At 72.9% G+C, this 15,435-nt stretch carries 15 protein-coding genes; 9 read left to right on the top strand and 6 right to left on the bottom strand.

Annotated elements, in window-relative coordinates; genetic code table 11:
* Positions 1-58: 58 nt before the first annotated feature.
* Positions 59-970, bottom strand: coding sequence for a LysR family transcriptional regulator (locus QUG98_RS07175; RefSeq protein ID WP_289469910.1), 912 nt, complete (start codon positions 968-970; stop codon positions 59-61).
* A 48-nt stretch (positions 971-1,018) separates the two neighbouring features.
* On the opposite strand from QUG98_RS07175, the gene QUG98_RS07180 reads away from it, so the two are divergent.
* Positions 1,019-2,287 carry an MFS transporter gene (locus QUG98_RS07180; RefSeq protein WP_289469911.1) on the top strand — a complete coding sequence of 423 codons (1,269 nt, stop codon included), beginning with the start codon at positions 1,019-1,021 and terminating at the stop codon, positions 2,285-2,287.
* Positions 2,288-2,492: 205 nt separating this feature from the next.
* Complete coding sequence (locus QUG98_RS07185; protein ID WP_289469912.1) at positions 2,493-3,104, top strand: hypothetical protein; 612 nt, start codon at positions 2,493-2,495, stop codon at positions 3,102-3,104.
* Between the two features lie 86 nt (positions 3,105-3,190).
* Here the strand turns inward: QUG98_RS07185 and QUG98_RS07190 are convergent, their stop codons facing one another.
* On the bottom strand, positions 3,191-4,117 hold the full coding sequence (locus tag QUG98_RS07190) for a cation diffusion facilitator family transporter (protein WP_289469913.1): 927 nt from the start codon (positions 4,115-4,117) through the stop codon (positions 3,191-3,193).
* A 47-nt stretch (positions 4,118-4,164) separates the two neighbouring features.
* Between QUG98_RS07190 and QUG98_RS07195 the strand changes: the two genes are divergently transcribed.
* Both QUG98_RS07195 and QUG98_RS07200 read left to right on the top strand, forming a co-directional pair.
* Positions 4,165-4,833, top strand: coding sequence for a DUF4166 domain-containing protein (locus QUG98_RS07195; RefSeq protein ID WP_289469914.1), 669 nt, complete (start codon positions 4,165-4,167; stop codon positions 4,831-4,833).
* Positions 4,834-4,852: 19 nt separating this feature from the next.
* Positions 4,853-5,845 (top strand): epimerase, encoded by a 993-nt coding sequence (locus tag QUG98_RS07200; RefSeq protein ID WP_289469915.1) that lies wholly within the window; start codon positions 4,853-4,855, stop codon positions 5,843-5,845.
* Here the strand turns inward: QUG98_RS07200 and QUG98_RS07205 are convergent.
* Entirely contained in the window at positions 5,814-6,881 is a 1,068-nt protein-coding gene (locus QUG98_RS07205; protein WP_289469916.1) for an EamA family transporter, read from the bottom strand. The genes QUG98_RS07200 and QUG98_RS07205 overlap by 32 nt on opposite strands.
* A 71-nt stretch (positions 6,882-6,952) precedes the next feature.
* Between QUG98_RS07205 and QUG98_RS07210 the strand changes: the two genes are divergently transcribed.
* Positions 6,953-7,867, top strand: a complete 915-nt coding sequence (locus QUG98_RS07210) for a LysR family transcriptional regulator (protein ID WP_289469917.1) — start codon at positions 6,953-6,955, stop codon at positions 7,865-7,867.
* A gap of 82 nt (positions 7,868-7,949) precedes the next feature.
* On the opposite strand, the gene purB is transcribed toward QUG98_RS07210, so the two are convergent.
* The 3 genes from purB to QUG98_RS07225 form a co-directional block, all read right to left on the bottom strand.
* Positions 7,950-9,335 (bottom strand): adenylosuccinate lyase, encoded by a 1,386-nt coding sequence (gene purB / locus QUG98_RS07215; RefSeq protein WP_289469918.1) that lies wholly within the window; start codon positions 9,333-9,335, stop codon positions 7,950-7,952.
* On the bottom strand, positions 9,332-9,844 hold the full coding sequence (locus QUG98_RS07220; RefSeq protein ID WP_058727695.1) for a low molecular weight protein-tyrosine-phosphatase: 513 nt from the start codon (positions 9,842-9,844) through the stop codon (positions 9,332-9,334). The genes purB and QUG98_RS07220 overlap by 4 nt, the downstream gene beginning before the upstream one ends.
* 152 nt (positions 9,845-9,996) lie before the next feature.
* A complete protein-coding gene (locus QUG98_RS07225; RefSeq protein WP_289469919.1) occupies positions 9,997-10,395 on the bottom strand; it encodes a phage holin family protein in 399 nt (132 codons plus the stop codon).
* 50 nt (positions 10,396-10,445) lie between these two features.
* Here QUG98_RS07225 and QUG98_RS07230 point away from each other — a divergent pair, with 50 nt between their 5' ends.
* The 4 genes from QUG98_RS07230 to QUG98_RS07245 all read left to right on the top strand — a co-directional run bounded on the left by QUG98_RS07230 (position 10,446) and on the right by QUG98_RS07245 (position 15,364).
* The gene (locus QUG98_RS07230) at positions 10,446-11,525 is read left to right on the top strand and encodes a histidinol-phosphate transaminase (protein WP_289469920.1); all 1,080 of its coding nucleotides are present in this window, start codon (positions 10,446-10,448) and stop codon (positions 11,523-11,525) included.
* 23 nt (positions 11,526-11,548) lie between these two features.
* Positions 11,549-12,682: a thiamine pyrophosphate-dependent enzyme gene (locus tag QUG98_RS07235; protein WP_058727678.1), complete on the top strand. Its 1,134-nt coding sequence runs from the start codon at positions 11,549-11,551 to the stop codon at positions 12,680-12,682.
* An 89-nt stretch (positions 12,683-12,771) separates the two neighbouring features.
* A complete protein-coding gene (locus QUG98_RS07240) occupies positions 12,772-13,731 on the top strand; it encodes an alpha-ketoacid dehydrogenase subunit beta (protein ID WP_289469955.1) in 960 nt (319 codons plus the stop codon).
* A 31-nt stretch (positions 13,732-13,762) separates the two neighbouring features.
* Positions 13,763-15,364, top strand: a complete 1,602-nt coding sequence (locus QUG98_RS07245) for a dihydrolipoamide acetyltransferase family protein (RefSeq protein WP_289469921.1) — start codon at positions 13,763-13,765, stop codon at positions 15,362-15,364.
* Positions 15,365-15,435 lie beyond the last annotated feature (71 nt).

The raw sequence follows: 15,435 nt of genomic DNA on the forward strand, positions 1-15,435 counted from the left end.
CGGATCCGCACCGCGCCTCCCGTCCGCCGGTGGGTCACGTGCTGTGGCCCTTCCGCCCTCAGGACACGCGGGCCGCGACGACGTCGCGGGCCAGTGCCCGGGTCGCACGGTTCGGCTCCGGAGCCGACCGCATGGCGAGGCCGATCCGCAGGGGCTCGACCTCGTCCTCCAGCTCCAGGACCGCGCCGTCGTACCGGACACCCGGGTCGGGGACGACACCGACGCCGAGCCCGGCGGACGCGAACCGCACGACGGCGGGCATGTCGTTCATCTCCGCCACGATCCGACGACGGAGCCCGAGACGCTCGAGTGCCGCGTCGAGGATCAGGCGGTTGCCGAACCCGTGTGCGGTGTCGACGAACGGCTCCCCGGCGAGTTCGGCGAGGGACACCGTCGGACGGGTCGCGAACGGGTGGTCCGCTGCCGTGAACACGCGGAAGGGCAGCTCGCGCAAGGGCTCGACCACGACCCCCGGCGGCACCGACGGCAGGCCCGTGTACGCCAGGTCGAGCCGCCCCGCGACCAGGTCCTGCACCAGGCCGGTGGTGCCCGAGGGCGAGGTCATCAGCTCGACCGCCACGAGCGGGTGCCGTCGCCGGAACCGCCGCAGCACCCCGGTCAGGTCCACGACGTCCATGCTCGTGAAGATGCCGAGTCGCACCCGGCCCCGCAGGTCTGCGTCGTCGACGGTCGCGAGGTCCCGCATCCGCTCCAGGGAGTCGAGCACGGAGCGGGCGTGCGGCAGCAGGTCCTCGCCGGCGGCGGTGAGCACGAGCCGACGACCCGTCCGGTCGAACAGCCGGACGCCGAGCGAGCGTTCGAGGGACGCGATGCCCGCCGAGACGGTCGACTGCGCGGCCCAGAGCCGCTCGGCCGCACGGGTCACGCTCCCCTCGGCCGCGACGGTCACGAACTGTTCCAGCAGGCGGGTCTCCACCCTGCGAGTATCGATCTGATCGATGTTGGTCATCAAGAGCACTCGTTGGACTCGATGACCAGAGGGGAGCACGATCGGGGCATGACCTCGACCAGCGATGCCGCACCGGCCAGGACGACCGGCGCCCAGCCCGTCCCCGCACCGCGCGGACGGCGCCCGCACTCCCGCCGTCGGCACGGCTTCGGCTTCTGGGCCGTGGCCTTCGCGTTCCTGTCGGTGATGGCCTTCGCGACCGTGCCGGCACCGCTCTACGTGATCTACCAGGCACGCGACGGGTTCCCGACGTTCACCACGACGGTCGTCTTCGCCGCCTACGGCGTGGGGGTCGTCGCCTCGCTCTTCCTGGCAGGACACCTCAGCGACGAGCACGGGCGGCGCCCGCTGATCCTCGTGTCCGTCGCGCTCGAACTCGTCGCGGCCGTGCTCTTCCTGCTCTGGTCGGACGTCGCCGGACTCGTCGTCGCACGGTTCGTGACGGGGCTCGGTGTCGGGCTCCTCACCGCGACGGCGACCGCGCACCTCGGTGAACTGCGGGTCCGGGCGACCGGCTCGTCCGGTTCCGCGCAGGGGGCGAGCGTCGCGGCCGGCGCCGTGAACCTCGGCGGTCTGTCGCTCGGTGCGCTCGTGGGCGGAGCACTCGCCGAGTTCGTCAGGGAACCACTCGTCGTGCCGTACGTGGTGTTCGTCGTCGCCCTGGTCGTCGCGTTCGCGGTGGTCCTCGCTGCGCCGGAGACCGTCGACCGACCCGAGCGCCCGGTGCCGTACCGGCCGCAGCGGATGGCCGCTCCCGACGGGCAGGCCGGGGTGTTCTGGGCTGCCGGGACGGCTGCCTTCGCGGCCCTGGCCGTGCAGGGACTCTTCACCTCGGTGGCGCCGACGTTCCTCGGCACCACGTTCCACGTCACCGACCGGCTCGCCGCCGGCGCCACGACCTTCGGGGTCTTCGCCGCGAGCGCGGTGTCGCAGATCGTCTTCGCGAAGCTGTCCCAGCGTCGGCAGATCCAGCTCGGCCTGGTGCTGCTCGTCGGGGGTCTCGTGGTGCTCGCGGTCGCCGCGGTCCTGCTGCGGGTCGGCGGCTTCATCGGTGGCGGGGTCGTGGCCGGCGCCGGGGTCGGGCTGATCTTCCGCGCGTCGATCGCCCGTGCGGGGTCGCTCGTGGGGCCGGAGCAGCGCGGCGGGGTCCTCGCGGCGACGTTCCTCATCGCGTACGCCGGGCTGACCGTGCCCGTCGTCGCGGTCGGGGCGGCGCTCCTCGTCGTGCCGACGCTCCCGGTGCTGCTCGGCTACGTGGTGTTCGTCGTCGTGCTCGCCCTGGTCGCCGGCCTGCGCCTGGCCGCGCGCGCCGAGTAGCGCGAGCGCCCGCCTCCCGCGCCCCCGGGTCTCCGCGCTGGGATCGAACCACGGAAACGACGTCGAACCAACCGCACGGCCTGGTTCGACGTCGTCTTCGTGGTTCGACGCGGGATGCACGGACGTCGGCGCTGCCCGGGCCAGGCGGCGTCGGCGCTGCCCGGTGCGCGTGGACGTCGGCGGTCCGCCCGGCATACTGGGGCGCATGTCCCAGCAGCGCCGACGCCCGGCCGTCACCGTCGTCGCCGCGGTCATCGCGGCCGGTCTGGTCGCGGGCGGCTTCGCGCTCACGGCGCAGCGGAACGGCGAGGACCCGGTGATCGGCGGCAGTGCGGCGTCCGTCACGCCCAGCGCGACCGCCGCCGACGGCGCGGCCCGGGACGGAACGGTGACGATCGGACGGACGGGCCCCGACCTGCCCGGCAGCGACGTGCTGGACCGCTGCGACACCGATCGCGGCGCCGTGGTCGCCCGCTACGAGACGGCCGCCCTCGGACGGGTCGAGCTGCAGTGCGGCACGTCCGGCCAGGGCTACGAGCACATCCGCGTCCGGCACGCCGCCGACTGGCAGGACGTCGTCCGGGGCCACGGCTCGCGGGACTGGGACGACGCGATGCTCACCGCGGTCCGGTCCGTGCTCGAGTCACCGCCCGCGGGGTACCCGCAGGACGCCGGGGACGGCAAGGTCTGCTACGCCGCGCCCGTCCGCTTCGACGACGGGACGCGTCCTTCGGCGGAGCCGAACGTGCGGGTCATCGTGTCGGAGACGACGGACCGGGTGATCACGGCCTTCCCGACCGACGACGGCGGCTGCTGACCGGACCGGACCAGACCAGACCAGACCAGACAGAGCAGACCGCAGCGCACCCCGACGCGCGGCACCCCGACGCGCGCGGACCCTCGCTACGCGTGCACCTCGTGCTCGTGCCGCCGGTGCGAGGCGGGCTCGAGCTGGAAGGTCGAGTGCTCGACCGGCACGTCGAAGTGCTCGGCGACGCACTGCTGCAGCGCGTCGAGGATCCGCGGTGCGTGGGCGGTCGAGAAGCAGTGGTCGTCGACGACGACGTGCGCCGTCAGGTTCGGCACGCCGGTCGCCACGAGCGTCGCGTGCAGGTCGTGCACGGCGATGACGTGGTCGAGCTCGAGGATGTGCGCGCGGACGTCGTCCAGGTCGAGCCCGGGCGGGGTCGACTCGAGCAGCACGTTCGCGGTCTCGCGGAGCAGCCGGACCGCCCGCGGCAGGATCAGCAGGCCGATCAGGATCGCGGCGATCGAGTCGGCGCGCTCCCACCCGGTGAGCGCGAGGACGACGGCGGCGGCGATGACCGCAACGGACCCGAGGGTGTCGTTGAGCACCTCGAGTCGCGCCGCCCGCGAGGTGAACCCCTCGCCCGCCGCCCGGGCCAGCACCGCGTAGGCGACGAGGTTCCCGACGAGCCCGACCGCACCGAACACGAGCAGCGGGCCGGCGTGGATCTCCGCGGGGACGAACAGCCGTTGGATCGCCGAGACGACGACGAAGACGCCGACCGCGAGCAGGATGGCGGCCTGGGCCGTGGCGCCGAGGACCTCGGCGCGCTGGTACCCCCACGTCCGCTGCGCCGTCGGTGAGCGGCGCGCGAGCCGGGTCGCGACCAGACCGATGCCGAGGCCGCCGGTGTCGACGACCATGTGCCCCGCGTCGACGAGCAGCGCGAGGGAACCGGTGACGACCGCGCCGACGACCTCGGCGAGCAGGATGCCCGCCGAGATGCAGAACGCGACGAGCAGCGCGCGCTCGGAGGCGCCGGCGTGCGAGTGCCCGTGCCCTGCGCCGTGGTCGTGTCCCATGCCTCGATCGTAGGGAACCGTGCCGACACCGTGCCAGGATCGGCAGCGTGACCCGGTCGCCCTACGAGCTGACGACGCCGGAGGACGTGCTCGCCCGGCTGCACCCGCGACTGCGCACGTACTTCGGGGCGGTGCCGTCCGGCCACGTCGGTCGCGGCGAGGGCGTGTTCGCCGTCGTCGGGACGCCACGGCGCTGGGTCTGGCCGCTCCTCGCCGTCTTCGCACGCGACGCCGTGATGTTCCCCGTCTGGGAGCGGGACGTCCCGTTCACGGTGGAGAACCGCCCGGCTCGCGTCGGCCGCGGCGCCGTGGACGGCCGGGAGGGAACGGTCGCCGTGCGCGCACACCGCACCTTCCGCTTCCGCTCCGGGAGCCGCACGATGGTGGACGCCATCGCCGCCGGCCCGCACGGACTCGTCGACCACCTCGGTCGCCGTGGGCGCGTCCGCGCCCTGCTCCGGGCGGAGGTCGACGCGGACGGGCCGGACGCGGGCGCCCTGCGCCTCGTCTCCACCCGTGTGACGGTGCGTGCGCTGGGTCGTGCGTGGAGCCTCCCGGCCGTCGTCGCGCCGCGTGTGACGCTCGAGGAACGATTCGATGACGATGCCGACGTGCAGCGCGTGTCCCTGCGGCTCTCGGCGCCGCTGATCGGCACGCTGTACCGGTACGAGGGCTCCTTCCGCTACCGGATCGAGCCGGACACCGAACGGGTCTGACAGCACGACGGGGGAGACGATGAGCGACGACAGGACCGGCGCGCCGATGGGCCGCGCCGTGATCGCGGGAGCGGGCGGCTTCGTCGGGCAGTACCTGCAGCGCGCGTTCCGCGACGAGGGCTACGAGGTCGTCACGGTCGGGCGCACCGGCGACGCGGTGTGGGGGAACACCCTGCGCATCCGCGAGCTCGTCGACGGCGCCGCGATCGTCGTGAACATGGCGGGCAAGAGCGTGAACTGCCGCTACGGGCGGCGGAACCGGGCGGAGATCATGCGCTCCCGGGTGGACACCACCCTCGAGCTGGCCGAGGCGATCCGCTCGGCCGAGCACCCGCCGCCGCTGTGGCTGAACGCCTCGACCGCGACGATCTACCGGCACGCCGACGACCGACCGCAGGACGAGGCCGCCGGTGAGCTCGGCGAGGGCTTCTCGGTCTCGGTCGCGCGGGCGTGGGAGGACGCCCTGTTCAGCGCCGACCTGCCGCACACCCGCCGGATCGCCCTGCGGATGGCGATCGTGTTCGGCGACGGCAGCGCGCTCGTCCCGCTGCTCGGGCTGGCTCGGGCGGGCCTCGGCGGGCCGCAGTTCGACGGACCCTGGTTCCCGACGCGCGCACGGCTCCGGGCCGGGACGTACCACCACGACCGGCACACGCGCGGTCGGCAGCGGTTCAGCTGGGTGCACATCGAGGACGTCCTCGGGGTGGTGCGCTTCGTGCGCGACCACGAGGAGATCGACGGGCCGGTGAACGTCTCCAGCCCGGAGCCCTCGGACAACCGGACGGTGATGGCGACCATCCGTGACGCAGTCGGGCGGCGCTTCGGTCTGCCCACGTGGCGGTGGATGCTCGAGATCGGCTCCTTCGCGATCCGGACCGAGACCGAGCTCGTGCTGAAGAGCCGGTGGGTGGTGCCGACGCGACTGCTCGAGGCCGGTTACGAGTTCCGCCACCCGGACCTGCGCGGCGCCCTCGCCGGCATCATCGCCGAGCGCCGGCAGCACCGGGGCTGACGGGCTCCGGCGCGGGCACGGGCGCTGCGTCGACGACGTCCCGGGCCGCGGCCTCGGTTCCGGCTTCGCGAGACGGCGGCGTCTGCGCAAGACGGTCCGACGTCGCCGGGACGGCCCCGGATTCCGCGGCGTCTCGCTGCACCGGCGGCGTCTCGACGAACGACGGCGCAGTCCGGGCGGTCCGCGACGACCACAGCACGGCGACCACGACCACCGCGCCGGCGACGACCTCGACGACGTCCGGCACCTCGCCGAACGCCGCCCACGAGGCGAGCACCCCGATCACGGGCACGAGCATCGAGAACGGTGCGACGGTGCTCGACGGGTACTTCCCCATCAGGCGCGACCAGATCCCGTAGCCGACCAGGCTGCCCGCCACGACGATGTACAGCAGGCCGAGGTCGGCCGGCAGCGCCGACGCCGTGAACGCCGTGCCGAACGCCTGCCCGACCCGCGCCGGCCCCTCGACGAGCAGCGACAGCGCGAACATCGGCACCGGCGGCACGACCGCCCACCACAGGGTCAGGTGGAGCGGGTTCACCGGGCCGGTCCGCCGTGTCGCGACGTTGCCGAGCGCCCACCCGAGGGCACCGCAGAGCACGAGCACCACCGGCAGCAGCGCCGCGGTCTGCGCCCGGTGCACCGCGATGACGCCGAGCGCGGCGACGGCGACGGACACCCCGACGACCTGGCGTGCGGTCAGCCGCTCGCGCAGCAGCACCCCGGCCAGCACGACCGTGAACGGGGCCGACGCCTGGATCACCAGCGACGCGAGTCCCGTCGGCATCCCCGCGGCCATGCCGAGGTACAGGAACGCGAACTGCAGGACGCCGAGGGTCGCACCGACGAGCACGATCCACCGGAACGGGACCTTCGGTCGCGGCACGAACAGGATCGTCGGCAGGGCGAGCAGCGTGAACCGCACGGCGGCGAGCAGGAACGGCGGCCAGTGGTCGAGGGCGATCGCGGTCGCCGGGAAGTTCAGCCCCCACGCCACGGCGACGACGAGGGCGAGGATGCGGTCACGGAAGAGCACGGTCCGATCGTCCCGCACCGGACGCAGTAGCACCAGCGCACGGTCCGACAGGATCGTTGTAGTGTCCCTGCATGGTCGGCTTCGACATCGCCCTGCTGCCGGTCCTCCGCGAGCTCGCCGAACGGGGGAGCGTCACCGCGGTCGCCGCCGCCACGCACCGCACGCCGAGCGCCGTGTCGCAGCAGCTCCGCACGCTCCAACGCCAGGCCGGTGTGCCGCTGGTCGAGCGGGTCGGACGGGGCGTGCGGCTCACCGCGGACGGGCGCGCGCTCGCCGGGATGGCCGCCGGGGTCGCCACCGCGCTCGCCTCGGTGGAGTCGGCGTGGTCCGAGCACCTGACCGGGGTGGGCGGGACGGTGGACCTGGCGGTGTTCCCCTCGGCGGCCGAGCTGCTCCTGCCGGGGCTCCTGACCCGGATGCGGGCGTACCCGGGCATCGTCCTCGAGCTCTCCGACGTCGACGTGAGCGAGGGGGAGTTCGTCCCGCTCACCGCCGACCACGACGTCGTGATCGGTCACCGCCCGGACGGCGCCCGCCGTGCGGACGGTGCCGCCGTCGAGACGGTCGCCCTGCTCCGGGAACCGCTCGACGTCGCCCTGCCGCTCGACCATCCGCTCGCCGACCGGGAGCGCGTCGGCATCGGCGACGTCGTCGACGAGACCTGGATCGGTGTGCCCGAGGACTACCCGATCGACCGCGTGCTCACCGCGCTGGCGGCGGCGTCCGACACCCCGCCGTCGGTCGCGTTCCGCACGATCCACCTGCCGGTCATCGAGAACCTGGTGGCGGCCGGGCACGGGATCGCGTTGGTGCCGCGGTACACGTCGGGGACGCGTGCGGCCGGGCGCTTCCGGCTCGCGACGCTCGCCGACGTGCGGGCCGGGCGACGGATCGAGGCGCTCGCCCGACCGGACCGCGCGGTCCGACCCGCGGTCCGCACCGTCCTGGAGGCGCTGGTCGCCGAAGCGCAGGCCGTCACCACCTGAGGCGGTGACGTGCGCGGCGGGGCCGCCCCGTGCCTCCCGTCCGCCCCGTCGTCGCGGTCTGCGGAGCGCGGAAGGCGGAGGGCTACACGTCGAGGCGGTCGACCAGCTCGTCGGCCAGCCCCGTGTACGTGCCCGGCGTCAGGTTCGTCAGGCGCGCCTTGGCGCCGGACGAGATGTCGAGCCCGTTCACGAACGCGACGAGCTCGGCCTGGCCGATGCGCTTGCCGCGCGTGAGCTCCTTGAGCATCGCGTACGGGTCCTCGATGGTCGACTGCCCGGCGGTGACCTCGGCACGGATGACCGTCTGGATGGCCTCGCCGAGCACCTCCCAGTTGCCGTCGAGGTCCTCGGCGAGCCGGCCCTCGTTCACCGCGATCTCACCGAGCCCGCGACGCAGGTTGTCGAGCGCGAGCAGCGAGTGCCCGAACGCGACGCCGATGTTCCGCTGCGTGGTGGAGTCGGTCAGGTCCCGCTGCAGGCGGCTCGTCACGAGGGTCTCGGACAGCGTCGAGAACAGCGCCGACGAGATCTCGAGGTTCGCCTCGGCGTTCTCGAAGCGGATCGGGTTGATCTTGTGCGGCATCGTCGACGACCCCGTGGCGCCGGCGACCGGGATCTGCGTGAAGTAGCCCATCGAGATGTAGGTCCACACGTCCGTCGCCAGGTTGTGCAGGATCCGGTTCGCGTGGCGCACGCGGTCGTACAGCTCGGCCTGCCAGTCGTGCGACTCGATCTGCGTCGTCAGCGGGTTCCACGTCAGGCCGAGGCCCTCGACGAACTCCTTCGACAGCGCGGGCCAGTCGGCCTCGGGATCGGCGGCGAGGTGCGCGGAGAACGTGCCCGTGGCGCCGGAGAACTTGCCGAGGTACTCGCCGTGCTCGATCTGGGTCAGGACGCGCTCGAGGCGGTAGACGACCACCGCGAGCTCCTTGCCCAGGGTCGTCGGCGTCGCGGGCTGACCGTGCGTGTGGGAGAGCATCGGCACGGCGCGGAGCTGCTCCGCCATCGTGCGGAGCGTCGCCAGGACGGCGCGGAAGGCGGGCAGCCAGACCTGGTCGACGGTGTCGCGGACGGTCAGCGCGTACGACAGGTTGTTGACGTCCTCGCTGGTGCAGGCGAAGTGCGTCAGCTCGGCGATGGCGTCGAGCCCGAGCGCGGACAGTCGGCGGCGGACGAAGTACTCGACGGCCTTCACGTCGTGCCGGGTCGTCGCCTCGATCTCGGCGAGCTCCGCGATCTCGTCGTGGCCGAACGTCTCGACGACCCGGCGCAGTGCGGCCTTGTCGTCGATGCTCAGCGGCGAGGTGGTGAACATCGCGTGGTCGGTCAGGAAGATGAGCCACTCGACCTCGACCACGATGCGTGCGCGGTTGAGGCCGGCCTCGGAGAGGTGCTCGCCCACCGTGTGCACGACCGGGTAGTACCGCCCGTCGAGCGGGCTGATCGGCTGCGGGGGAAGGGGGGTCATGGGGCTCCCTGACGGACTGCCGGTTCGAGTTGGCGGAAGAGCGCCCGGCAGGCCCGCTCGACGGTCGAGAGCACTCGGTCGAACTCGTGCCGGTCCGCGTAGTACGGGTCCGGTACGTCGGTCTGCTGGGGCCAGGCGTCGTCGTACCGCAGCAGGAGCGTCACCTTGGCGGCGTCGTCCATCGTCGGTGCCCACGAGCGCAGGACGCGTTCGTGGGAGCGGTCGAGTGCGACCACCAGATCGAGGTCCGGGAACCGGTCCGGGTCGAACTGGCGGGCGCGATGCCTGCTGCCATCGTATCCGCGCGCTGCGAGCGCCGCGATCGTCCGCTCGTCAGCGGGCTCACCGACGTGCCAGTCGCCGGTGCCGGCGGACTCGACGACGAAGCGGTCGGCCATGCCGGCGTCCGCGGCGATCTGCGCGAAGACGATGCCGGCCATCGGGGAGCGGCAGATGTTGCCGCTGCAGACGAACGAGACGCGGAACGGGGCGTCGGCGTCCGGGCTCATGTGCACATCATGGCGCACGGACGTGACGTCCGCGACGGCGGTCCGGCCGGGAGGCGCGGCACGGCCCCGGTCATCGGTGTCCGTCGTGCAGGTGGTCGGCTCGGTGCCGCCCGGCTCCGTCGTGCAGGTGGTCGGCTCGGTGCCGGCCGCGGTCACGGACGCGGGCGGTTCAGTGCCGGGCGCACGAACAGCCCGATCAGCCACGAGAACACGGCGAGCACGAAGGCGCCGACGATGCCCCAGCCGAAGGACTCGACCTGCAGCCCGAAGCCGATCGCGTCCGAGATGCCGGCGACGATGAGCAGCAGCACCGCGTTCACGATCAGCGAGATCAGTCCGAGCGTCAGGACGTACAGCGGGAACGCGACGATCCGGATGATCGTGCCGATGACGGCGTTCACGAGACCGAACACGAACGCCACGAGCAGGAACGTGAGCACGACGGCGGTGGTGTCCCCGTCCCCGAACGGGGTGACGGTGACGCCGCTCACGATGAGCGTGGTGAGCCAGAGCGCGACGGCGTTGACGACGAGGCGGACGAGGAATCGCATGCCGCCATGATGCCCGTCGCACCCCGGACGGGTCCCGGTAGCCTGTGCGCGTGACTGACGAGCGCGTGCACATCCGGCCCGAGGTGGCCGTCCTCCCCGCGTACAAGCAGGGTCGCCAGGCCGCGCCCGACGCGTTCAAGCTGTCGAGCAACGAGAACCCGTTCCCGCCGCTGCCCGGCGTCGTCGAGGCCGTGCAGGCGCAGACCGCCTACAACCGCTACCCGGATGCCACCGCCCTGGCCGTTCGGGCCGTGCTCGCGAACCGCGCCGGGCTGACGGTCGACGAGGTCCACGTCGCGCCGGGCAGCGTCGCGATCCTGCACGAGCTCGCGAAGGCGACGAGCGGCCCCGGCGACGAGATCGTCTACGCCTGGCGTTCCTTCGAGGCGTACCCGGGGGTCGTCACGGTCGCGGGGGCCACGAGCGTGCAGGTGCCGAACCGGCCGGACGGCGGTCACGACCTCGACGCCATGGCCGACGCGGTCACGGAGCGCACCCGCATGGTGATCGTCTGCACGCCGAACAACCCCACCGGACCGGTCGTCACCGCGGCGGAGTTCGATGCCTTCATGGCCCGGGTGCCCGCCACCGTGCTCGTGGTGCTCGACGAGGCCTACGCCGAGTTCGTCACCGAGCCCACCGCGGTCCGCGGGACGCCGCTGCTCGAGCGGTACCCGAACCTCGTCGTCCTCCGGACGTTCTCCAAGGCGTACGGACTTGCGGGCCTCCGTGTCGGCTACGCGTTCGGTCCGGCGTACGTGCTCGACGCCGTCCGTGCCTGCGCGATCCCGCTGTCGGTCACGGCGCAGGGCCAGGCTGCCGCACTCGCGAGCCTGGAGCGCGAGACCGAGCTGCTCGAGCGCGTCGCCGAGCTCGCCGGCAGCCGTGACCGGATCGTCGCCGCGCTGCGCGGCCAAGGCTGGGACGTGCCGGACGCGCAGGGCAACTTCGTCTGGCTGCCGACCGGTGCGCTGACGGCCCATGCGGCCGAGCGCTTCGAGGCCGCCGGCATCATCGTCCGGGCCTTCGGCAACGAGGGGATCCGGGTGTCGATCGGCGAGCACGAGGCTGTGGAAACGCTCCTCGAAACGGCGGGGTCGCTTGTGGAGGACCTCCAGGCGGCCCGGTAGGCCCTGGCGTTACGCTGACCGACATGTCATTCCACGCCGCGGCCCCCGCGACGGCCACCGTCCGGATCCTCGACCCCGAGGGCCGGTTCGTGGAGACCGACGAGAACGCCGAGTACGCCGCCGTCGCGCGAGCGATCCCGGACGAGACCCTGCTGGCGATGCACCGCCGCATGGTGCTCACGCGTCGGTTCGACCACGCGGGCCACAACCTCCAGCGCACCGGACAGCTCGGCCTCTGGGTCCCGAGCCACGGACAGGAGGCAGCGCAGGTCGGCTCGGTCTTCGCCCTCCGTGCGCAGGACCACGTCTTCCCGTCGTACCGCGAGCACGCGGTCACGATGCACCGCGGCGTCGAGCCGATGGAGATCATCGCGATGTACCGCGGCCAGACGCACGGCGGCTGGGACCCGGACGAGCGCGGCAACACGCACGTCTCGACGCTGGTCATCGGTTCGCAGACGCTGCACGCGACGGGCTACGCGCTCGGCCAGCAGCTCGACGGCGACGTCGGCACCGGCGACCCCGACCGCGACGCCTGCACCATCGTCTACTTCGGCGACGGCGCGACCAGCCAGGGCGACGTGAACGAGGCGTACGTCTTCGCCGCGTCGACCAAGGCTCCCGTCGTCTTCTTCCTGCAGAACAACCACTGGGCGATCTCGGTCCCCGTCGCCACGCAGTCCCCGACGCCGCTCGTCGACCGCCCGCGCGGCTTCGGCATCCCGAGCGTCCGCGTCGACGGCAACGACGTGCTGGCGTCCTACACGGCCTCCCTCGTGGCGACCGACCACGCCCGCTCCGGCCAGGGCCCGGCGTTCGTCGAGGCCGAGACCTACCGCATCGGCGCGCACACGAGCTCCGACGACCCGACCCGCTACCGCCTCGACGACGAGCTCGCCTCGTGGGTCGAGCGCGACCCGATCGCCCGCTCGGCCGCGTACCTGCGCAGCCGCGGCGTCACCGACGAGCAGCTCGCGCGCTTCGACGAGGAGGGCGAGGACATCGCCGCCGACGTCCGCCGCGCGACCGTCGCCCTGACCCCGCCGCCCGTGGGCGTCATGTTCGACAACGTGTACCGCGAGCCGCACCCGGTGACCACCGCGCAGAAGGCCTGGCTCGAGCACTACGAGGCCGGGTACGAAGGGGGCTCCCACTGATGAGCACGACCGAGCAGCTCTTCGACTACACGCTCCGCGCCCACCCCGGCGCGGGCGAGGTCCCCAGCGAGCCCGTCCAGAACCTGCCGATGGCCAAGGCGCTCAACGCCGGCCTGGCCGCCGCGATGGCCGCCGACGACAAGGTCCTGCTCATGGGCGAGGACATCGGCCGGCTCGGCGGTGTCTTCCGCATCACCGAGGGCCTGCAGGAGCGCTTCGGCGCCGAGCGCGTCCGCGACACCCCGCTCGCCGAGTCCGGGATCATCGGCACCGCGATCGGGCTCGCCCTGCGCGGCTACCGCCCGGTGGTCGAGATCCAGTTCGATGGCTTCGTCTGGCCGGGCTTCGACCAGATCACCTCGCAGCTCGCGAAGATGCAGAACCGCCTGCCCGCGCACATGTCGCTGCCGGTCGTCATCCGCATCCCCTACGGCGGCCACATCGGCGCCGTCGAGCACCACCAGGAGTCCCCGGAGGCGTACTTCGCGCACACCGCGGGCCTCCGCGTGGTCAGCCCGAGCACGCCGAACGACGCGTACTGGATGATCCAGGAGGCGATCGCGTCGAAGGACCCCGTCGTGTTCCTCGAGCCGAAGTCGCGCTACTGGCCGAAGGGCGAGGTCGACCTCGTCGACGGTCACGTCCCGATGCACACCACCCGCGTCGCCCGCACCGGCACCGAGGTCACCCTCGTCGGTCACGGTGCGATGGTCGCGACGCTCATGCAGGCCGCGGACATCGCCGAAGCCGAGGGCACGAGCTGCGAGGTCATCGACCTCCGTTCGATCTCCCCGGTCGACTGGGAGCCGCTGCTCGCCTCGGTCCGGAAGACCGGCCGCGTGGTCATCGCCCAGGAGGCCTCCGGCTTCGTCAGCGTCGGCAGCGAGATCGCCGCGACCGTTGCCGAACAGTGCTTCTACACGATGCAGGCACCGCCGATCCGGGTCTCCGGGTTCGACGTCCCCTTCCCGGTGTCGAAGCTCGAACACCTCCACCTGCCGGACGCGGACCGTGTCCTCGAGGCCGTCGACCGCGCCCTCGCCTACTGACCGAGCCGCCCGAACGTTCGAAGGAGCCGCTGTGCCCGCCGCCGAATTCCCCCTGCCCGACGTGGGCGAAGGCCTGACCGAGGCCGAGATCGTGCAGTGGCGCGTCGCGATCGGGGACGAGATCGCCGTCGACCAGGTCCTGGTCGAGATCGAGACCGCGAAGTCGCTCGTCGAGCTGCCGTCGCCGTTCGCCGGGACCGTGACCGGGTTGCTCGTGTCGGAGGGTGACACCGTCGAGGTCGGCAAGCCGATCATCCGGGTCGACTCGGACGTCCAGGTCGCCGCGTCCACCACCCAGCCTGGAGGCTCGGCTCCCGTCGCCGACAGCGTCCCGGTCTCGCCGGACCTCACCGCCACCCCGCCTGCCGCAGCCGCAGCGCCGGCTCCCGTCGCCCAGGCGCCCGTCGCCCAGACGCCGCCGGCGCCTGCGCAGCAGACCCCGCCGGCCCCGGCGGCCGCCACGGTGCCCGCGCCCACTGCCCCGGCGCGGCCCGCGGCCGGCGCACCCGCGCAGCCGGTCGCCGACCACGCGACCGTCGTCGGGTCGGACGAGTCGTCCGGCGCCGTCCTGGTCGGGTACGGCTCCGCGACCACGTCCCCGTCGCGCCGGAAGCCCGGCGCCCGCCGGGCCGCAGCGCTCGCGGCCGAGGCGAGCCGTGCCTCCAGTGCGGACGCCGTCGCCGCAGCCGAGGCCGCCGCCGACCCGGCCGAGGACAGCATCTCGGAGGCCGTCGCCGCGCAGGGCACCCGCCCGCGCAAGGTCGTCTCGACCGGCACGGTCCTGGCGAAGCCGCCGATCCGCAAGCTCGCGAAGGACCTCGACGTCGACCTGACCGAGGTCGTGCCGACCGGCCTCGCGGGCGAGGTCACCCGTGACGACGTCATCCGCCACGCCAAGCAGGCCAGCGTCTTCCGGAACATCGAGACGCCCGAGTGGGGCGACGTGCGCCGCGAGACCATCCCGGTCAAGGGCGTGCGCAAGGCCATCGCGAAGGCGATGACCACGTCGAAGTTCACGGCGCCGCACGTGTCCCTGTTCGTCGACGTCGACGCGACCCGCACGATGGAGTTCGTCAAGCGCCTGAAGTCCTCGCCGACGTTCGCCGGCGTCAAGGTCTCGCCGCTGCTCGTCTTCGCGAAGGCCGTCATCTGGGCGGTCCGTCGGAACCGGTCGGTGAACTCGACCTGGACCGACCAGGAGATCATCGTCCACCACTTCGTGAACCTCGGCATCGCCGCGGCGACCCCGCGCGGGCTCATCGTGCCGAACATCAAGGACGCGCAGGACATGTCCCTGTTCGAGCTCGCCAAGGCGCTCGAGGACCTGACGCTGACCGCCCGTGACGGCAAGACCACGCCGCAGCAGATGGCGGACGGCACCGTGACGATCACGAACATCGGTGTGTTCGGCATGGACACCGGGACCCCGATCCTCAACCCGGGCGAGGTCGCGATCATCGCGATGGGCACGATCAAGCCGAAGCCGTGGGTCGTCGACGGCGAGGTCCGCTCGCGCATGGTGACCACGATCGGCGCCTCGTTCGACCACCGGGTCGTCGACGGCGACGTGGCATCGCGCTTCGTGCACGACATCGCCTCGGTGCTCGAGGAGCCCGCGCTCCTGCTGGACTGACGCTCGAGCGTCGGTTCCGGTCCGGCCCGGTGCTGCGGGATGCCGCAGTCCCCGGCCGGATCGCGCGGACG

It is taken from the genome of Curtobacterium subtropicum (genome assembly GCF_030362975.1).
In the GTDB taxonomy this organism is placed as follows: domain Bacteria; phylum Actinomycetota; class Actinomycetes; order Actinomycetales; family Microbacteriaceae; genus Curtobacterium; species Curtobacterium subtropicum.